The 19,693-nt window shown below is 45.3% G+C and carries 16 protein-coding genes and 1 tRNA gene; 6 read left to right on the plus strand and 11 right to left on the minus strand.

Annotation, left to right across the window (positions count from 1 at the left end; genetic code table 11):
- The first annotated feature begins 101 nt into the window (after positions 1-101).
- The gene (gene gntR, locus ASUC_RS08810) at positions 102-1,100 is read left to right on the plus strand and encodes a gluconate operon transcriptional repressor GntR (protein WP_012073432.1); all 999 of its coding nucleotides are present in this window, start codon (positions 102-104) and stop codon (positions 1,098-1,100) included.
- Positions 1,101-1,206: 106 nt separating this feature from the next.
- Here the strand turns inward: gntR and fdhF are convergent, their stop codons facing one another.
- Together fdhF and ASUC_RS08820 are read right to left on the minus strand one after the other, a co-directional pair.
- Complete coding sequence (gene fdhF / locus ASUC_RS08815; RefSeq protein WP_012073433.1) at positions 1,207-4,014, minus strand: formate dehydrogenase subunit alpha; 2,808 nt, start codon at positions 4,012-4,014, stop codon at positions 1,207-1,209.
- Positions 4,011-5,849, minus strand: a complete 1,839-nt coding sequence (locus ASUC_RS08820; protein ID WP_012073434.1) for an NAD(P)-binding protein — start codon at positions 5,847-5,849, stop codon at positions 4,011-4,013. Before ASUC_RS08820 ends, fdhF begins: the two co-directional genes overlap by 4 nt.
- A gap of 434 nt (positions 5,850-6,283) precedes the next feature.
- Here ASUC_RS08820 and ASUC_RS08825 point away from each other — a divergent pair, with 434 nt between their 5' ends.
- The 3 genes from ASUC_RS08825 (at position 6,284) to ASUC_RS08835 (ending at position 8,772) form a co-directional block, all read left to right on the plus strand.
- Complete coding sequence (locus tag ASUC_RS08825; RefSeq protein WP_012073435.1) at positions 6,284-8,218, plus strand: DNA topoisomerase III; 1,935 nt, start codon at positions 6,284-6,286, stop codon at positions 8,216-8,218.
- A gap of 99 nt (positions 8,219-8,317) precedes the next feature.
- On the plus strand, positions 8,318-8,671 hold the full coding sequence (gene secG, locus ASUC_RS08830; RefSeq protein WP_012073436.1) for a preprotein translocase subunit SecG: 354 nt from the start codon (positions 8,318-8,320) through the stop codon (positions 8,669-8,671).
- A gap of 15 nt (positions 8,672-8,686) precedes the next feature.
- A tRNA-Leu gene (locus tag ASUC_RS08835) sits at positions 8,687-8,772 on the plus strand.
- A 263-nt stretch (positions 8,773-9,035) separates the two neighbouring features.
- On the opposite strand, the gene purF is transcribed toward ASUC_RS08835, so the two are convergent.
- The 5 genes from purF to rplY all read right to left on the minus strand — a co-directional run bounded on the left by purF (position 9,036) and on the right by rplY (position 12,742).
- Entirely contained in the window at positions 9,036-10,502 is a 1,467-nt protein-coding gene (gene purF, locus ASUC_RS08840; protein ID WP_012073437.1) for an amidophosphoribosyltransferase, read from the minus strand.
- Between the two features lie 12 nt (positions 10,503-10,514).
- Positions 10,515-11,006, minus strand: a complete 492-nt coding sequence (locus ASUC_RS08845; protein ID WP_012073438.1) for a CvpA family protein — start codon at positions 11,004-11,006, stop codon at positions 10,515-10,517.
- 72 nt (positions 11,007-11,078) lie between these two features.
- Positions 11,079-11,519 carry a terminus macrodomain insulation protein YfbV gene (yfbV, locus tag ASUC_RS08850; protein WP_012073439.1) on the minus strand — a complete coding sequence of 147 codons (441 nt, stop codon included), beginning with the start codon at positions 11,517-11,519 and terminating at the stop codon, positions 11,079-11,081.
- Positions 11,520-12,314: a tRNA pseudouridine(38-40) synthase TruA gene (gene truA / locus ASUC_RS08855; RefSeq protein ID WP_012073440.1), complete on the minus strand. Its 795-nt coding sequence runs from the start codon at positions 12,312-12,314 to the stop codon at positions 11,520-11,522.
- A 140-nt stretch (positions 12,315-12,454) separates the two neighbouring features.
- Positions 12,455-12,742, minus strand: a complete 288-nt coding sequence (rplY, locus tag ASUC_RS08860; protein ID WP_012073441.1) for a 50S ribosomal protein L25 — start codon at positions 12,740-12,742, stop codon at positions 12,455-12,457.
- Positions 12,743-13,025: 283 nt separating this feature from the next.
- Here rplY and ASUC_RS08865 point away from each other — a divergent pair, with 283 nt between their 5' ends.
- Positions 13,026-13,634 (plus strand): DedA family protein, encoded by a 609-nt coding sequence (locus ASUC_RS08865; protein ID WP_012073442.1) that lies wholly within the window; start codon positions 13,026-13,028, stop codon positions 13,632-13,634.
- Positions 13,635-13,781: 147 nt separating this feature from the next.
- Positions 13,782-14,642, plus strand: a complete 861-nt coding sequence (gene tehB / locus ASUC_RS08870; protein ID WP_012073443.1) for an SAM-dependent methyltransferase TehB — start codon at positions 13,782-13,784, stop codon at positions 14,640-14,642.
- Positions 14,643-14,751: 109 nt separating this feature from the next.
- Here tehB and ASUC_RS08875 read toward each other — a convergent pair whose 3' ends face one another.
- From ASUC_RS08875 to ASUC_RS08890, 4 genes are read right to left on the minus strand one after another with little or no spacing between them, the layout of a single operon-like run.
- Positions 14,752-15,810 carry an ABC transporter ATP-binding protein gene (locus ASUC_RS08875; RefSeq protein ID WP_012073444.1) on the minus strand — a complete coding sequence of 353 codons (1,059 nt, stop codon included), beginning with the start codon at positions 15,808-15,810 and terminating at the stop codon, positions 14,752-14,754.
- 21 nt (positions 15,811-15,831) lie between these two features.
- Positions 15,832-17,529 (minus strand): ABC transporter permease, encoded by a 1,698-nt coding sequence (locus ASUC_RS08880; protein WP_012073445.1) that lies wholly within the window; start codon positions 17,527-17,529, stop codon positions 15,832-15,834.
- Positions 17,530-17,531: 2 nt separating this feature from the next.
- A complete protein-coding gene (locus tag ASUC_RS08885) occupies positions 17,532-18,605 on the minus strand; it encodes an ABC transporter ATP-binding protein (RefSeq protein WP_012073446.1) in 1,074 nt (357 codons plus the stop codon).
- 17 nt (positions 18,606-18,622) lie between these two features.
- Positions 18,623-19,618, minus strand: a complete 996-nt coding sequence (locus ASUC_RS08890) for an ABC transporter substrate-binding protein (protein ID WP_012073447.1) — start codon at positions 19,616-19,618, stop codon at positions 18,623-18,625.
- Positions 19,619-19,693: the final 75 nt, after the last annotated feature.

Here is a 19,693-nt window from a genome sequence, read left to right on the forward strand (position 1 = left end):
TTCCGACCGCACTTTTATTCCGCCGGAAAATTTCGTTATACTAGGAGCCGTTTATCTTTCATAAAAAAGATCCAAGCCAAAAAGTTGTCAAATAAAAAATTATGACTAAAGCCAAACGCCCAACCCTGCAAGACATCGCCAACCATCTAGGTATTACCAAAATGACGGTGAGCCGTTATCTGCGCAACCCCGACACCGTAGCGCCGGAAACCCAAATCCGTATTGCTCAGGCCATTGAAAATTTCAGTTATATCCCGAATAAAGCGCCGAATATGCTTTCCAATGCGAAAAGCGGAGCCATCGGCGTATTGGTTCCGTCGCTGACCAATGCGGTATTTGCCAATGTTATTCGGGGTATAGAGCAAGTGACCGATCGCGCCGGTTATCAAACCATGCTGGCACATTTCGGTTACAGTATCGAGAAAGAAGAAAAACGGCTGGAAAGCCTGCTGTCTTACAACGTGGACGGTGTGATTTTATCGGAAAACATTCACACCGAACGTACGCTGAAAATGCTGGAAGTCGCCGATATTCCCGTCATTCAGATTATGGACACCAGCGAAATGAGCAAACATCAAGTGGTAGGATTCGATAATTTCAGTGCGGCGCAATCCATGGTGGAAACCATGATTCTACGCGGACACGAAAATATTGTGTATTTTGCGGTACGCATGGATAAACGCACCAAACTAAAACAAGCAGGCTACGAAAAAGCCATGGAAAAACACGGGTTAACGCCGCATACCATCAGCACGCAGGCCCATTCGTCTTTTAGTCTGGGAGGCGAACTGTTACAGCAGGCGGTAAAACAATACCCGTCTATGGACGGTATTTTCTGTACCAATGACGACCTTGCCATCGGCGCCCTGTTCGAATGCCAACGGCTCGGCATTGGCGTGCCGGAACAAATCGGCATTGCCGGCTTCCACGGTCATGATGTGGGACAATCTATCAGCCCGCAACTTGCCACCGTAATTACCCCGCGTTTCGAAATCGGTCAAATTGCCGCACAGGAATTACTCAACCGCATAAACGGCATTCCCTACCGCAGCGCAGTGATTAATTTAGGTTATGATGTTCATTTGGGCGAAACCTTGTAACCAAGCATGAAAGTGCGGTCACAAAAAACTTCGCTTTTTAATCTGCACCCCAAAAGTTGGACTAAAAACCAACCTATTAAAGTGCAGATTATCTTAATAATTATCGCTATCCCAGCACTCGCGCGATATTTTTATCCATTCGTTTACGCCATTGCTTCGCCACCATTTTTTGTGAGATGTATTTACCTTTAGCGTTAAAGGCTTCCTCTTTCGGCAGTTTTTCAATACGGCAGGCGCAGACTTTATATTCCGGAATGCGGGCGAATTGATCTAACGCGGCATTGGTCAGCCAGTTACAGTTGCCGTCGGCGAAATGGAACGGCATCCAGCATTCTCCCGGGTTAGTCTTATCCGATACGCGCGCTTCCGAAGTAATGCAGCCCCGCCGCGATCGGATACTGACCCTTTCACCGTCCGCAATATCTAAGGATTTTGCATCTTCGGTGTTGATTTCCACAAAAGAATGGCCGGCGATTTCCATTAATCCTTCGGTTCTTGCCGTCATCGCCGAGGTATTGTAATGATATAAAATCCGTCCGGTCATCAACATTAACGGATAGTCTTTATCCGGCAATTCTTTCGCCGGTCGGTATTCCGTCGGATAGAACAAACCCAGCCCGCGTACCATTTTACCGACGTGCATAATCGCTGTACCCGCATGATAGTTGTCCGTACAAGGCCATTGCAAAGACTGACTCGGTTCATTATCTAAACGGGCATAACTCATACCATGGAACGACGGCGTAACCGACGCCATTTCATCGAAAATTTCCGAGGCGGTCAAGGTCGGTTGGTTATAGCCCATACGGCGCATCAATTCGCAGATAATATCCGTATCGAGACGAGCATTGCCCGGCAATGTCACCGCTTTGCGTACCCGTTGTACGCGACGTTCCGTATTAGTGAAAGTACCGTCTTTTTCCGCATAGGAACGCCCCGGCAACACGACATCCGCCAATAGTGCGGTTTCCGTCATAAACAGTTCCTGTACCACTAAAAAATCCAACGCTTTCAAAGCTTTCACCACGTGATTGGTATCGGGATCCGTTACTACGGGATCTTCCCCGTAGATATACAGTCCTTTCACTTCCCCTTTAACAGCTTTCGGAAATATATCGGTAGCATGGGTACCTGCATGTGCCGGTAATTTCACGCCCCAGGCTTTTTCAAATTTTTCACGGATTTCCGGGTTAGTCACCGGTTGATAGCCGGGGAATTTATCCGGCATAGCCCCCATATCGCAAGCCCCTTGCACGTTGTTTTGTCCGCGCAACGGATTCACACCGCAACCTTCGCGTCCCAATTTACCCACCGACATCGCCATATTGGACATAGACATCACCCCTTCCGTACCGGTGGAATGTTCCGTTACGCCCAAGCAGTAAATAATCGGCGCTTTTTTCGCCGTAGCATAAATTCTTGCCGCCGCACGTAAATCGTCCGGGTCAATTCCGCAGATTTTCGCTACCCGTTCCGGAGTATAATCTTTCACGATTTTTTTCAGTTCTTTAAAACCTTCCGTACGTTCGGCGATAAATTCTTCATCAATCAACCCTTCTTTGATAAAAATATGACACATGCCGTTGGCAAAGGCGATATTGGTACCCGGACGCAGTTTCAAATGAATATCCGCCTGCTTCGTCAAGCCGATATCGCGCGGATCCACGACAATTAGTTTGGTTCCTTTGCGTACCGCCTCACGAATTTGCATGCCGATCACAGGATGCGCTTCTTCCGGATTGGAACCCACTAACAAAATAGCATCCACATCATGAGTAATATCATAAATCGGGTTAGTCATCGCACCGGAACCCAATGTTTTAGCCAATCCTTCCACGGAGGCGGAATGGCAGACTCGGGCGCAATTGTCGGTGTTATTGGTACCGAAGCAGGTGCGTACCATTTTTTGCACCATATAAATATCCTCGTTCGGCGAACGAGAACAGGCGAATCCCGCCAAAGAATCCGGACCGTATTGCCGTTTTAAAGCCATAAATTTGGAGGCTACTAAATCAAGAGCTTCCTCCCAGCTCGCTTTACGGAATTTACCGGTGGCACGATCTTTAATCAACGGATCCGTCAACCGATCGCCCGACATCACGAATTTGTAGGAACCGAACCGCCCTTTTACGCATAAACGTCCGCCGTTAGACGGTCCGTCCACCGCTTCCGCCCCCACCAGTTTATTATCTTTTACCAGTAATTCGTACTGACAACCTACGGCGCAATGCGGACAGGTAGTACGTACCCGTGAAATTTCCCAAGTGCGGTAGGATTTCGCCTCTTTTTTGTAAATCGCACCGGTCGGACAGGCCTCCGCACAGTTACCGCAGGATTCGCAATCCGTTTCCTTCCAGTTTTTGCCGAACGGCGTTTCAATGGTACGGAAAATCCCCCGTGAAGTCAGTTTAATGGAATCGCAACCGCTTACGTTAGCACAGGTATTAATGCAGCGCTGGCAGTGAATACATAAATCCGGTCGATACCCTAAGAACGGGTTATCCTCCACGTGCGGCACTTCTATACCGGCTACTCGGATATTTTCATAACTTGATTCGGAAATACCGCATTGATGACAGACGTTTTGCAGTTCACAAGCGCCGTTGGACGGGCAAGAGAAACAGATCAGATTATGATGGGAAAGTATCAAATCCAACGCCATGCGACGGGATTTCACTACGCGATCGGTCTGCGTACGCACCACCATGCCGTCCTGTGCCAAGGTATTGCAGGAAGTCGGTAATTTGTCATAACCGTCCACTTCCACCACACAAACGCGGCAGGAACCGATGTTACTCACATCTTTTAAATAACACAGCGTCGGAATATTAATGCCTGCGGATTTTGCCGCTTCGAGTACGGTTGTTCCTTTTTCGACCTGAACATTTAATCCGTCAATGGTTAAATTAATCATAGATTACGTCCTCCCTGTAACACTCCACAACCGAAATGATCACAACGCAGACAGCGGGAAGCTTCCTGCATAGCTTCTTCGTAAGTATACGGATTTTCTACATGTTCAAAATCACATTTACGGATGTAAGCCGGTCGTTCCGTAATGTTCGCGCGACCGACCTGGATACGCATATTCTCCTTAGGTTCCGGCGCTTTGGTTTCGCAAGGAAATTCGTGATGGTAACCCAAATATTCATCAATATTGTGTGCCGCAACTTTTCCTGCCGCAATGGCCTTAATCGCCGTTGAAGGGCCGGTAGCGCAATCTCCGCCTACAAATACACTGGGCATATCCGGTACGGCGGTAGTCAGTTCCGATTGAAACACGCCGCGATTTGCCGGCATACCGAATTCTTCAAACGGTTGGCTGATAATATCCTGCCCTACCGCAATTAAAATAACATCGCAACCGATGGTAAACGGCGGTTTTTTCACCGCCACCGGACTCGGACGACCGCCGTGGTCATAAGGTCCTGTCATTTGCGGTTGCACCGTTAAGCCCGTGCAGTTACCTTGTTCGTCTTTTTCGATAGCGACCGGCGCGGCCAGAGTGATTAATTCGATTCCTTCCATAATCGCCGCTTCGATTTCCGCATGTAACGCCGTCATATCGTCCTGACGGCGACGATATACGATACGCACGTCTTTGGCTTTACACCGCACAGCCGAGCGAGCCGCATCCATGGCAACGTTACCGCCGCCAATGACCACCACCACTTTATCGCTGTAATCCGGAATATTACCGTTACCGATACCGTCCAGCATTTCCACGGCGGAAAATACATTATTGGCATCCGCGCCTTCGATGCGCAAGCCTTTACCTTTTTGCGCACCGATACCCACAAACATGGCGTCATAATCCGCTTTAATTTTATCAATCGGCAAATCTTCGCCGACCATCACGCCGTACTGCACTTCAATATTGCCGGCGGACAAAATCGCATTCAAATCCTGATCCAAACGATCTTTCGGGAAACGATAATTCGGAATACCGTAACGCAGCATACCGCCTAAGGCTTTCTGACGTTCGAAAATCGTGACACGGTGTCCCATTTGCGCAAGAAAATAAGCGCAGGTTAAACCCGCCGGGCCACCGCCGATTACCGCGACTTTTTTACCGGTATCCGGCAACGGCGGCGGCACGTTTACGGTATCCGCCGCCGCTTGATCCACCGCATATTTCTTCAACCCGCGAATATTAATGGCGTCATCAATCAGACGACGACGACAGCGTTCTTCGCAAGGGTGTTCGCAAACCAGCCCGCAAGCGGTCGGCAGCGGGTTATCTTTACGAATAAGATTAACGGCATCGGCATAGTTACCGTCACCGATATGGGCGATATAACCGGGGATATCCACATGGGCGGGGCACATATTAATGCATGGAATTTTTTGCCCGACGCTTTTCAGACAGGATTTGTTATGAATATGGCTTTCGTATTCCTCTTTGAATTCTTCAATGCTGTCTAGAATCTCAAAAGCAGGTTGATAACCGATGGCACAGTCGGAACCGTCACGGATCATTTCTGCCAGTTCCCGAATCTGTTTCATGGTAGATTCGTCGCCCTCGCCGTCCAGCACTTTTCTTACTAAAATCGACAGCTGCGGAATACCGTCGCGACAAGGCACGCATTTACCGCAGGTTTGACTGACGGATGAACGCAAAGACGCATATTGCACCACCAACGGACAAGTACCGGGCGGAAAACTCTGGACTTTACTGACGAATTTATCGATGAGCACACCGATTTTCGTATCGTAGTTATCCTCCGGCATCAGAAAAAACTTCGCCATAGCAATCACTCCAACATAATTTCAGGTAAAAAAAACAAATTAAAAAATAACCGTTCCAATCTATAGCAAACATGTAAATGTGTAAATTTACCCCAATAAGAAAAATGCACTTATATTGATCCATATCATTTATCTGAGAATTTTTTATATCCAAGGTCTTGGACGCAAACGTTTCCTCACTGATAATTGCAGGGTTATTCCATGTTTTCATCATAAAAATAAAGGCGCGGATCGGTAACTATTAAAATCACAAAAGTGCGGTCGTTTTTTCTTGAGTTTTTGTGAAAATGACCAAATCCTACTGACAAAATACCCTAAAAAATGACCGCACTTGAGATAAAAAACGACTCCGTTCATCTTGCCGAACCGGAAATTTTGACGGAGATAAAAAGTGCGGTAAAATCGCCTCACTTTATAAACCGAAAGAGTTCTCCATGCGATTATTTGTTGCTGAAAAACCCAGTCTGGCCCGCGCTATCGCCGATGTTCTGCCGAAACCGCACAGTCGCGGCGACGGTTTTATTCGCTGCGGCGAAAACGATTATGTAACGTGGTGCGTGGGACATTTACTGGAACAGGCGGAACCCGATGCCTACAACCCCAGCTACAAACAATGGCGGTTGGAACATTTACCTATCGTGCCGCAAAAATGGCAACTGATTCCCCGGAAAGAAGTGGCTAAACAGCTGAAAATCGTAGAAAAGCTGATTCACCAGGCGGACGAACTGGTTAACGCCGGCGACCCTGATCGGGAAGGTCAGTTATTGGTGGACGAAGTGTTCAGTTACGCCGATTTGCCGGCGGATAAAAAAGATAAAATTCAGCGTTGCTTAGTGAGCGATCTCAACCCGAATGCGGTGGAAAAAGCCGTTAATAAGCTACAACCGAACCGCAATTTTATTCCTTTAGCGACCTCCGCACTCGCCCGCGCCCGCGCCGACTGGCTGTACGGTATCAATATGACGCGCGCCTACACCATTCGCGGACGTCAAGCCGGCTACAACGGCGTACTGTCCGTTGGACGCGTGCAAACGCCCGTGTTAGGACTCATTGTGCGACGCGATCTGGAAATCGAAAATTTTCGACCGAAAGATTTTTTTGAAGTACTGGCGCAGATAAAAAGCGAACAAAATCCGACCGCACTTTCCTTCACCGCCTTGTGGCAACCTTCCAAAGCCTGCGAAGATTATCAGGATGAAGACGGACGCGTGCTTTCCCGCGCTTTAGCGGAAAATGTGATTAAGCGCATTACTCGGCAACCGGCGGAAGTAACGGCATACGAAGATAAACGGGAAAAGCAAACCGCACCGCTGCCCTATTCGCTTTCCGCTTTACAAATCGACGCGGCAAAACGTTTTGCTCTTTCCGCGCAGGATGTGTTGGACACCTGCCAGAGTTTGTACGAAAAGCACAAGCTGATTACCTATCCGCGTTCCGATTGCCGTTATCTGCCGAACGAACATTTTGCCGATCGTCATGCGGTGATGAACGCCATTTCCGTACATTGTACGGCATATCAAACGCTGCCGAGTGCGGTGAATTCCGAACAAAAAAACCGTTGCTGGAACGATAAAAAAGTGGAAGCACACCACGCTATTATTCCGACGGCAAAAAACCGTGCGGTAAGTTTAACCGCGCGGGAACAAGACATTTACGGTTTGATTGCCCGACAATATCTCATGCAGTTCTGCCCGGACGCCGAATACCGCAAAAGTAAAATCACCCTGAATATTGCAGGCGGCACCTTTATTGCGCAGGCGCGAAATTTACAGATAGCCGGCTGGAAAGAATTAATCGGCAAAGAAGATGACGACGAGCAACTTGAAGCGCCTTTGCCTGTGGTGAAAAAAGGGCAAATGCTGTTTTGCGAGAAAGGCGAGATCGTCAGCAAGAAAACCCAACCGCCCAAACCGTTTACGGATGCGACATTGCTTTCCGCCATGACGGGTATCGCCCGTTTCGTACAGGATAAAGAACTGAAAAAAATCCTGCGTGAAACCGACGGTTTAGGCACGGAAGCCACCCGGGCCGGTATTATCGAACTGTTATTCAAACGCGGATTTCTGTATAAAAAAGGGCGTAACATTCACAGTACCGAAGCAGGACGTATTCTGATTCAGGCATTGCCGGATCTGGCGACCCAGCCCGATATGACGGCACAATGGGAAGCACAGCTAAACGGCATCAGTCAAAAAGAAACCAGTTATCAGTCTTTCATGTTTCAACTGACTCAAATGCTGCCGGAGTTGGTGCAATTCGTGAATTTTTCCGCCCTGCGCCGACTGAGTGCCGTTGCCGACCGACCAAAGCCGACATTCAAACGCAAAGCAAGAAAAACAGCCGATAAAAGTGCGGTCAAATCCGTTTAGATTTTCGGCATTCACACAAAAAACACTTGCGAAGCCTATAAATATTCGGTAGTATTCGACCCGTTTTTGTTAATTGCGAATATCCGCAGAGAAGATTCAATGTATAGCGTTTTATTATTTGTTTATTTAATTATTTCAATCGTGATGATTGGCTTAATTTTAATTCAGCAAGGCAAAGGTGCTGATACCGGTGCATCCTTTGGCGGCGGCGCGTCCGGTACGGTTTTCGGTTCAGCCGGTTCCGCAAACTTTTTATCTCGTTCGACCAGTCTCTTAGCGGTTGCGTTTTTTGTCATCAGCATCGTTATCGGGAACATTAATGCGCACCGTAATAATGTTGAACAAGGCAAATTCGACGATTTATCACAAGCCGCTCAACAGGTTGAACAGCAACAACAAAAAACCGTTGCACCCGCGGTAGAAAATAAAAACGCAGATATTCCTCAAAATTAACAATTTAACAATAACGCTCTGGTGGTGGAATTGGTAGACACGCTATCTTGAGGGGGTAGTGACCGAAGGTCGTGCGAGTTCAAGTCTCGCCCAGAGCACCAATCCATAAAAAACCGCTAAAAAGCGGTTTTTTCATTCTTATTTTTCTTTACCGCTAACCGTTGTTAACCGCGATTAACGATAAGAACGGAAAACATAAAAAAGTCGTATAGTCAGCCAAAATATTTTTTAGATTAATCATGTCGCCAGGTACACTTTAAAACATCCGGTACATAAGGAATGTTCATCCGTTTTATTCCAATAAATAAAAAAACTAGGCGCTGCAATAACAGAACTTAGTTTTTTTAGCTACATTAAAAACGGGTTATTTCTTCGCTTTATCATTACGCTGATCGGCAACTTCGTCCAGATACTCAAGCGTGATGTCGCCGGTAACGTAAGTGCCGGTGAAAACGGAAGTATCAAATTCGCGTATATGCGGATTTTCTTGCTGAATGGAAATTTCAAGAGAAGAAAGATCTTGGAAAATCAGGCGATCTACACCGATTAACGCGGCAATTTCTTCTGTCGTACGACCGTAAGCGATAAGTTCGTGTTTAGTCGGCATATCGATACCGTACACATTCGGATAACGAATTTCCGGCGCGGCGGAAGCAAAATAAATTTTGTCGGCGCCTGCCGCTCTCGCCATATCCACAATTTGCTCGGATGTAGTTCCACGCACAATGGAATCATCCACCAACAACACGTTTTTACCTTTAAATTCCGCCGCAATAGTGTTTAATTTACGTCGAACCGCGCTGACACGCTGAGTTTGTCCCGGCATAATAAACGTACGCCCTACATAACGGTTTTTCACGAAACCTTGACGATAAGGCACACCCAATACATGGGCAATGCGTAATGCAATATCGTTCGACGTTTCCGGCACAGGAATCACCACATCAATCTGTTCACCCGCCCATTCTCGGGCAATTTTCTGCCCCAAACGTTCCCCCATATGAACTCGCGCCGCATAAACGGAAACGCCGTCAATAGTGGAATCCGGGCGGGCAAAGTAGACATACTCGAAAATACAGGGACACAATTTCGGATCTTGCGCACAGATTTCCGAATAAATTTCGCCTTCAAAAGTGACATATACCGCTTCGCCCGGTGCAATATCCCGTACGAATTCGAATCCGGCGGTGTCCAATGCTACGGATTCGGAAGCAAACATATAATCCGTTTTACCGTTATCTTCCCGTTTTCCTAACACCAACGGACGAATGCCGTGCGGATCACGGAATGCCACCAAACCGTGTCCGATAATCATCGCCACACAGGCATACGCACCGCGAATATCTTTATTGGTTAAGCGTAAAGCGGTAAAAATGTCTTCGGGAGCGAGGTGATATTTATCGGTTTGATCGATGTGATAGGCAAGAATATTAAGCAGGGCTTCGGAATCGGATTTGGTATTCACATGACGACGGGCGACTTTAAACAGTTTTTCTTTGAGCTCTTCGGAGTTAGTTAAGTTGCCGTTATGTACCAAAGTCACACCATAAGGAGAATTGACATAAAACGGTTGGGCTTCGAATTCGCTCGAACTGCCCGCTGTGGGATAACGGACGTGTCCCAAACCGGCATTACCGCGCAAACGTTCCATATGAACCTGCTGGAATACATCCGTCACCAACCCGTTTGCTTTACGTAAATGGAAACAGCGGTTTTCATCCGCCGTCACAATTCCCGCCGCATCCTGTCCGCGATGCTGCAGCACCATTAAGGCATCATAAATTGATTGATTTACTGGGGTTTGACTAACAATCCCGACAATACCGCACATTTGGTCACCCTCTTATTTCGTTGTAGGTAAATTTAAGAAACTGGAATTCGTTTGGAGCTGCTCAAAGAACCATTCCACAATAAAACCGAAATGCGGAATCAATTTTGAAGTTTTCCACATTTCCGTTTGATTGAAATTGGTAAACGTATCAAGGAAAAACAGTAACGCCGCTACAATCAGCACTCCGCGCAAAAAACCGAAGCAGCCGCCTAATACGCGATCGGTACCGGATAAACCGGTTTTATCCACCAATTGCCCGATAACATAATTCACTACGGCGCCCACAATCAGACTTAAAACAAACAAAATACCGATAGCCGTACCGTTGCGGATATATTCGGATTCTATCTGCGTAAGTAAATCGGCAAGATAAGGATAAAATTGACTGGCAATAATAAACGCCACCACCCAACTTGCCAGAGACATCACTTCGCGTACGAAGCCTCGCAGCAGGCTAACGATGATAGAAAAGGCAATAATTGCGATGATAATATAATCAATCATAAATGCTCCCCAAAATTAACTCGGCTATTTTACAAAAAAAGTAACCGTTTGCGTAGTCCAAATAACAAGAAATTACAGTTCTTCCCAAAAGCTTTTTCCCAGATGTTTTTCCGCTTTCTGCAAAAGATCGGCCAAATCTCCGAAATCAGGTTGTTCGTTCGGTGTTAATATTTCCCCTTTGTTTTTCAGCCGGGAAAAAATTTCCTGAAATTTGACCGCACTTTGCGGCGGCAGTTTCGTATTAGCCCGCTTCCCTAACCAATACAACCCTTGAAAAGGCAGGCATAAGGCGAAAAGTGCGGTCAAAACTGCCGCTGCAAACGCCACATTATTACCTTTGGAAAAAAGCTGCTGCCATACCACGGCAAAGACCGCCAGAAAGGGCATCGCCTTTTGTGCGAATTTAGTGGCGCCAATTACCCGGTTTTCCGGAAAAATCGCCGCCAATTTAGGGTGCGAAGGCCAGCGTTCGAGATACCGCTGACCGCGTTTTACGGTTTGAAAAAAAGCCATTTATACTAACTCGTCAGGTAAAAATAACGGCCCAAGGGGCGAAAGCGGAATACCGAAACGTTCGGGATAAGTCACGCGCACCAGATATAATCCTTGCGGTTTCGCCGTCGGAGCGGCAAGCTTGCGATTCCGTTGTTCCAGCAACCATTTCATCCATTCCACAGGCTGCCGTCCGCTGCCGACTTCCATCAGGCTACCCACAATATTACGTACCATATGATGCACAAAGGCATTCGCCTGAATATCCACCACAATATAACGACCGTGCCGCGTCACCTGTAAATGATGTACATTACGCCAAGGTGTTTTCGATTGACACTGTGCCGCGCGGAAAGACGAAAAATCATTTTCCCCTAGTAAAAATTGCCCCGCTTCGTGCATTTTTTCATGATCAAGCGGCAAATGGCAATGAGTCACTCCCTCCGGCAATACGGCGGAACGCAAAGGATTAGTATAAATCAGATAACGGTAACGACGTGCCGTGGCACTGAAACGGGCGTGAAATTCATCATCTGCGGTTTTCGCCCATTTCACCGCAATATCGTCGGGCAAATTGGCATTCGTGCCGAATGCCCAAGCTCTTTCGGGACGTACGACTTCGGTTTCGAAATGCACTACTTGCCCCGTACCGTGTACACCGCTGTCCGTCCGACCGGCACAAAACAGATCGATTTTTTCGTTCGCTACAAAAGACAAGGCTTTTTCCAATTCTTCCTGCACGCTCAGGACTTTTTCCTGCCGCTGCCAACCGAAATAACGTTTTCCGTTATATTCCACACCTAAAGCAATTTTCATAGATTGCGTCCAAAGCTCCTCAAATCGATTTTCATTCAAAAAACAGGCTGTTTTTTGACCGCACTTTATCGGCTCAGTTTACGCTAAAAACAAAAAACACCAACAATCGGGGATTATTGGTGTTCTTCAATAATTAAAAATTAAGCACGTTTGAAGTCGATATGTACTAATTTCGGTTTGAACGGATGACGTTGCATTGCCTGAACTTTTACTGCAACTTCTTTACCGTCGATCACTAAAGTGATTACGTCCGAATAAAAAGAATCGTGTACTTGTGCGTTGTTTAATTCATCGTGGTTTAATACGATTGAAACCGGCGCTTCGCTGCCACCGTACACGATTGCAGGAATTTGACCGTTATGACGCAGGCGGCGGCTCGCACCCTTACCTTGCGCTGTACGAACTTCAGCGTTAAATTTAAATGCCATATTAATGTTCTCTTAAATTGTAAGATTTAATCTCAGAAATTGCAGGCGACCCAGCAATTTCCCGTAATTTGCCCAAAGACAGCCTTTGAGGGCGTGAATTATAATGAATTTATTCTACGAAAGCAAATTTAAACTGGTATTTAACCGCTAAAAAAGGCAAAATAAACGCTGTTTTAAATTGTTTGTTTAGAATGACTGAACGGCGTTTTTTCGCTCAATCAAAGCGAAAACCTGCCGTTAACGGAAAATAAACAAATCCTAATAACTTTAATGTGTGCATTTTATGGATTTATTAGTCAATTTTTTTACTGACTACGGCTATTGGGCCGTGTTATTTGTGTTAATTATTTGTGGGTTCGGCGTACCGATTCCGGAGGACATTACCTTGGTTTCCGGCGGGATTATCGCCGGATTATATCCGGAAGAGGTGAATGTACACATTATGCTACTCGTCAGTATGATCGGCGTCTTAGTCGGCGACAGCACCATGTACTGGCTCGGGCGCATTTACGGCATAAAAATCCTGCGCTTCCGTCCGATGCGGCGCATTTTAACCTTACAACGGCTGCGTATGGTGCGGGATAAATTCGATCAATACGGTAACCGCGTATTATTCGTCGCCCGATTTTTACCGGGCCTACGGGCGCCGATTTATATGGTATCCGGCATTACCCGCCGGGTCAGTTTCGTCCGTTTTCTGTTCTTGGATTTCTGTGCCGCCATTATTTCCGTACCGGTTTGGGTATATCTGGGCGAACACGGCGCCAACAATCGGGAATGGCTGGCGGAACAGATAAAAACCGGTCAATCGGGTATCTATGTGATTATCGGTCTGGTTGTGTTATTTGTGGGATGGAAAATTTATAAAGCCCGCAAAGCTTCAAAAGAATAAAAAAGATGAAAAATCCGCGTGTTTGCGCGGATTTTTCTTTCGCTAAAACTCGCCGAATTTTGACCGCACTTTTCCTTGAAATCCCCCGCTAAATAACCTACTATATCGCTCAGATATAATCGCTAAATGACAGGAATGAGAACAATCATGAAAACAGAATTAATCAGCTACAAAAAAATGCCGATATGGACCAAAAACAGCCTGCCCCGAATGTTTCAGGAAAAACACAACACTAAAAGCGGAACTTGGGGCAAAATCACCGTTTTAAAAGGCCAATTAAAATTCTATGTATTAGCGGAAAACGGCGAAGTAATCAGCGACCACCTCTTTACGCCGGCGAATGACACGCCATTCGTCGAACCGCAAGTATGGCACCGCGTAGAAGCGGCGTCCGACGATTTAGAATGTTATCTGGAATTCTATTGTACTAAAGCGGATTACTTCAGCAAAAAATACAATATGACGGCAACCCATTCCGAAGTGAAAGCTGCGGCAGAACGGATTCGACCGTGTAAAACATTGGATTTAGGCTGCGGACAAGGGCGCAATTCGTTATTTTTAAGTCTGTTGGGATACGATGTGACTTCTCGGGATCACAACGAAACCAGTCTGGCATTTTTGCAGGAAACTGCGGAAAAAGAAAATCTTCCTGTTTCCACCGCGCTTTATGACATTAACTCGGCGAATATTCAGGAAAACTACGATTTTATTTTATCTACTGTGGTTTTTATGTTTTTAAACCGCGACGCCGTGCCGTCAATCATTCAAAATATGCAGACCCACACCAACAGCGGCGGTTATAATCTGATTGTCGCCGCCATGGATACGGCCGATACGCCTTGTCCGATTCCGTTTTCTTTCACCTTCAAAGAAGGAGAATTGAGCCGTTATTACCGGGACTGGGAATTAATAAAATATAATGAAAAACCGGGCGAGCTGCATAAGACCGATGACAACGGCAACCGGATTAAAATGAAATTCGTGACCATGTTGGCGCGCAAAAAATAAACCTTTTATTTTAGTCAAAATTTTAAGGGGCTGTTTGGCTTTTTATGAAAGACAAACAGCTCCCGCAATCAAAATTACCGTATCTTATTATTGCAAGATACAAAACGGATTATTCTGCCGGGTACCAATGCAATTTTTTGAATACCACTTGACAGCTTTCCCCTTCTTCCGGACCATCATCACGTCTTCCTTTTTGCACCCGTAACTCCTGATTGCCGATAAAGATACTGTAATCTACCACTTCACCTAAATAGGAACGGCGTTTGACAATACCACTTACTCCGCCGGAGCCGACAAAATCAATTTCTGATGGTCGAGTAGCGAGAATTGCCTTGCCTTGAGTAATTAATTCTTGGCTTGGTGCCGGTTGGATGTTAAATACCTCCGGTAAGCCATCGAAAGACACGCCTAGGTTAGATAAATTCACGTTTAACTGATTAGATAACCCAATGAAATTAAACACAAATTTATTCGCCGGGCTGTTATAGACATTCAACGGAGTATCAATTTGCTCCACCACACCTTTTTTCATTACCATAATGCGGTCGGACAACGCCATCGCTTCCGATTGATCATGGGTTACGTAAATAATAGAAAAACCGAATTTACGTTGTAATGCCTTAATTTCAAACCGCATTTCCTCACGTAAATGCGGATCAAGACTGGATAGTGGTTCGTCTAACAACATTACATCCGGATTTAACGCCAATGCACGTGCCAAGGCAACACGCTGTTTACCACCGCCCGATAAATCATCCGGGCTTTTTAGTGCCACATTGAGCAGATTGGTATGATGCAGTGCGTCCGTGGTACGTTTTTCAATTTCCTGTTTAGAAAGATTTTTTAACGCCAACGGAAATGCCACATTATCATACACCGTCATATGCGGCCACACCGCAAAAGCTTGGAATACCATACCAAAATTGCGCTTTTCCGGCGGCAAGTAGTAATTGGTCGCTTTAGAGGAAATTAACCGTTCACCAACACGAATTTCTCCACCGTCCAAGTCTTCAAAACCTGCGATCATTCGAAGCGTTGTCGTTTTACCACAACCGGAAGGCCCTAACATTGAGAAACATTCTCCTTTTTCAATGGACAAATTTAAGTCGGGAATAGCAATCACATCGCCAAATTGTTTCATGACATTGGTTAATTGAATATAACTCATTTTATGCTCCTTACCTTTTGGCTATTTTTGCGTTTTCTTCTCTGCATAACGTTTGATCACAGTTTGACCGAATACGATAATAATCAACGCAATACCTGCAAGAGCCGCTGAATATACGGTTTCGCCATCCTCATTCAAGGTATAAATTGCTACCCCGATAGTCCGTGTTGACGGTCCATAAAGCATTACTGAAACGGTCAATTCGCGTAAAGCCGGCAAGAAGATTAAGAAAAATGCGGCGATCATTCCCGGTCTGACCAGCGGGATGACAATATCTTTTAGGGATTGCCACATGCTTGCGCCACAGGCACGAGATGCTTCTACTAAAGAATCGTGTACTTGCTCTAATGCTGCAGAGTTGGCTTTGAGCGAGAACGCCATATAACGGGCTATATAGGCAATCAGAATAATCCAGACGGTGTTATACAAATTGATACCGAATTTACCACTCCACGCTAAAATCACACCAAGTGCGATAACCGAACCGGGTACGGAGAATGGTAACATTCCCAAAAATTCCAGAATACCTTTGCCTTTAACACGCATTTTTACAATTACATAAGAGATCATCACGCCGGCAAACATTGTGATTACCGCAGCGGCTAGGCCTAAAGTCACACTATTACGGATTGCATCTTTGGTGAGCTGCCAATCAAATAGGATAAATTTATAATTTTCCAAAGTGAGATTTTCCCACGTAATCGGTAAACCGTAAGTTTTTAACCCGCCTACAAGGAAAATAGTTACTGTCGGCAAGACAATAGTAAAGGCAATATAAAGCAAGCAAATAGCTAATAACGGCATACGCAAACCGCGCAACTTCACCTCAACAGGACGGAAACTTTTACCGGCAATAATTTGGAAACGGCCTTTGCTTAAAATGCGATTTTGCACCCAAATGATCAGTGCGGCTGTCGCCACTAATACCGTTGCCAATACCGTACCGGTACGAATTGCTTCAAAACTACCCGCACTTTGGTGAATACGCTCGTAAATTAAGGTCGGGATATTGAAAATACCGTTTTCTACCCCCAGTACCGCCACTGTGCCAAAGTGTGCCATGGAATAAAGCATAATTAACAATGCACCGGATACAATACTCGGCATAACTAGCGGAATCGTAATTTTCCGGGTGATAGTAAACAGGCTAGCACCTGAAATTCGGGCAGATTCCTCTAAGGTCGGATCCATTCGTTCCAATGCACCGCATACTTGGATAAAAACAAACGGGAACAAATACATTGTTTCCACCGCCATAATACCAGCGTAGCTGTAAATGTTGAAAAGCGGATCTTCCAAGCCGAAATTATCCATAAAGAAACGATTAATATAACCGGCTCGCGGTGAAAGTAACATTTTCCACGCTAATGCACCGATAAAGGACGGTAGCATAAAAGGCACTAAAAACATTACTTTCATAAAGCCTTTGTAGGGCAAGTCCGTACGAGTAACCAACCATGCAAAAAATGTTCCGATGATCGTACTCATCACGGTTACGCCTGAAGCGATAAACAAAGAATTCAACAAGGCTTCATAGGTTTCTTGCTGCTTCAGAATTTTTATCACATCCGTCAGATTAAACTGACCGTCCACCCAGAACGAATTGATAAAAATCAGCAATACTGGCACCGCTACGACAATGACCAAAATCCCGATAGATAAAGCTAAAATGGCGTTAGCTACATTAAACGGGCTTTTTTTCTCAATCACTGCAGACATAATTACCCCCTTTGTTCCGTTTCAGGGAACCACAATAAATCATGGAAATTCACCACACAGTTTTCCCCTTCCTTAAACATTAGCTCATTTTGTAAAGCATAATTGGTTGAAATTTCGGTACGTAAATTCACATTGTCAATTTCAATCATATAATCCATTACCGCTCCTAAAAAACTGGCACGAACAATCGTTCCTTGTAGCCCGTCACCGGCTTTTGTCAGAATAATATCCGACGGACGACAGCCGAATTTACCATTTTGCGACGGTAATTCGCCCCATCTGATGGCTTGAGGACCATCACCGACAAAATGCTGTCCTTGTTCGAAACGTACCGGAATAAAATTAGCCAAACCCATAAATTTGAATACCATTTCATTTTCCGATTTTTCGTAAATTTCCCAAGGAGTACCGATTTGTTGAATTGAACCGTCCTTATCCATAATAGCAAGGCGATCGGAAATAGCGAGGGCGATTTCCTGATCGTGAGTGACATACAAAATTGTAATACCTAATTTTTTCTGTAACTCTTTAATCTCAAAACGCATTTCCTCACGCAAATTAGCATCAAGATTATTTAGAGGTTCATCTAATAACATTAAGGAGGGTTTTGCCACCAAAGCTCTAGCCAGTGCAACCCGCTGTTGCTGACCACCGGAAAGTTGGGACGGCAGGCGTTTTTCTAATCCGGTCAAATTCACTAAATCCACCACTTCCATTACCTGTTGGTGAATAGTTTCTTTATCCAGTTCTTTTAGCTTGAGCGGGTAGGCGATGTTATCAAATACGGTCATATGCGGCCATACCGCATAATCTTGAAAAACCACGCCCAGCCCGCGTTGATCCGGTTGAACATCAATACCTGCCGCCGGATCCGCTACTACTTCGTCGTCAATTAAAATCCGCCCGGAATCAGGGACTTCAAAACCTGCGAGTAAACGCAGCAAAACAGTTTTTCCACAACCTGAGGGACCTAGAAGTGTAAAACACTCGCCGTTATTAACGACAAGTGAAAGATTTTCCAACACTTCATTTGAGCCAAAGGTTTTACTAATGTTCTCAAATATAATGGTTGCCATAATAGAACCTCCGTAATTTAATTACGGTTTTGCAGAATCTGTGTGAATTTTTTCACTGTTTCTTCTTTTTCACTTAAAATTGCATTGTAATCAATCGGAATTGCGCGCTGAATCGCATCTTCCACTGTCGGCATTCCGTCCATCACCGCAACACCTTTTCTTACCGGTAAAGTCCCCTCGTTCGAAACAATTTTTTGTGCGTCCTCAGAAAGCAGGAAATCAACAAATTTTTGGGCGGCACTGAGGTTTTTCGTACCTTTAAAAATTGCCGCCGGACTTGGGATCACCAACATTTCTTTCGGATAAACCAGTTTTAGCTGCGCCCCTTTTTTGATCTTGTCGTTGGTAATGTAATCCACCGCGAGTGATGCCAACAAATCACCGGAAGCCGTATCATCCACCACTTGTCCGGAACCTTTACCCACTTTACCCTTATTTTCTTTAATTTTTTCAAAGAATTCCCAACCGAAAGTTGATTTCAATAATGCCACACTCATATAAGAAGTGCCGGATAACGCCGGATTGGCAATACCGAATGCTCCTTTATATTCTTTAGCTAAAATATCCGACCATTGCCATTCGCTCGGAGGATTTTTCACAAATCGGGTATTATAGGCAATGCCTAATGTGCCTAAGCGGATAGGCGTGAAAGAACCGTCAAAATCCGGAATCGGATTCACAATATTATCCACTTCTTTAGATACATAAGGTTCTAACATACCCGTCTCTTTCATTCTAAAGAAGTCGGGAACCTCACTGGTCCAGATAATATCAGCCATAATCTGACCCGATTCTTTCTCTGCAGCAATTTTTGCCATTAATTTACCTGCGCCGGCAGATTGGTAATCCATTTCCACTTCAGGATGTTTTTCGGTAAATTTAGTTTTTAATGCCCCGATAAGAGATTCTTTCATTGAGGTATAAACGATTAATTTTTCATTTGCCGAGGCAAAACCGGCAACGGTTACCCCCAAACCTAACGCCATAATAAGTGAAGAAATTTTCTTGTTCATAATTAAGCCCTCATTTATTCGGAAATAGAACGATCGATACTGTTTATTTTCATTCAAAGCAATGAAATCCTCATC

Origin of the sequence: Actinobacillus succinogenes 130Z (assembly GCF_000017245.1) — a bacterium.
Lineage (GTDB): Bacteria > Pseudomonadota > Gammaproteobacteria > Enterobacterales > Pasteurellaceae > Exercitatus > Exercitatus succinogenes.

Coding starts and splice junctions, on each gene's coding strand:
- gntR (WP_012073432.1), top strand. CDS start 102: ATGACTAAAGCCAAACGCCCAACCCTGCAAGACATCGCCAACCATCTA.
- fdhF (WP_012073433.1), bottom strand. CDS start 4,014: ATGATTAATTTAACCATTGACGGATTAAATGTTCAGGTCGAAAAAGGA.
- ASUC_RS08820 (WP_012073434.1), bottom strand. CDS start 5,849: ATGGCGAAGTTTTTTCTGATGCCGGAGGATAACTACGATACGAAAATC.
- ASUC_RS08825 (WP_012073435.1), top strand. CDS start 6,284: ATGCGATTATTTGTTGCTGAAAAACCCAGTCTGGCCCGCGCTATCGCC.
- secG (WP_012073436.1), top strand. CDS start 8,318: ATGTATAGCGTTTTATTATTTGTTTATTTAATTATTTCAATCGTGATG.
- purF (WP_012073437.1), bottom strand. CDS start 10,502: ATGTGCGGTATTGTCGGGATTGTTAGTCAAACCCCAGTAAATCAATCA.
- ASUC_RS08845 (WP_012073438.1), bottom strand. CDS start 11,006: ATGATTGATTATATTATCATCGCAATTATTGCCTTTTCTATCATCGTT.
- yfbV (WP_012073439.1), bottom strand. CDS start 11,519: ATGGCTTTTTTTCAAACCGTAAAACGCGGTCAGCGGTATCTCGAACGC.
- truA (WP_012073440.1), bottom strand. CDS start 12,314: ATGAAAATTGCTTTAGGTGTGGAATATAACGGAAAACGTTATTTCGGT.
- rplY (WP_012073441.1), bottom strand. CDS start 12,742: ATGGCATTTAAATTTAACGCTGAAGTTCGTACAGCGCAAGGTAAGGGT.
- ASUC_RS08865 (WP_012073442.1), top strand. CDS start 13,026: ATGGATTTATTAGTCAATTTTTTTACTGACTACGGCTATTGGGCCGTG.
- tehB (WP_012073443.1), top strand. CDS start 13,782: ATGAAAACAGAATTAATCAGCTACAAAAAAATGCCGATATGGACCAAA.
- ASUC_RS08875 (WP_012073444.1), bottom strand. CDS start 15,810: ATGAGTTATATTCAATTAACCAATGTCATGAAACAATTTGGCGATGTG.
- ASUC_RS08880 (WP_012073445.1), bottom strand. CDS start 17,529: ATGTCTGCAGTGATTGAGAAAAAAAGCCCGTTTAATGTAGCTAACGCC.
- ASUC_RS08885 (WP_012073446.1), bottom strand. CDS start 18,605: ATGGCAACCATTATATTTGAGAACATTAGTAAAACCTTTGGCTCAAAT.
- ASUC_RS08890 (WP_012073447.1), bottom strand. CDS start 19,618: ATGAACAAGAAAATTTCTTCACTTATTATGGCGTTAGGTTTGGGGGTA.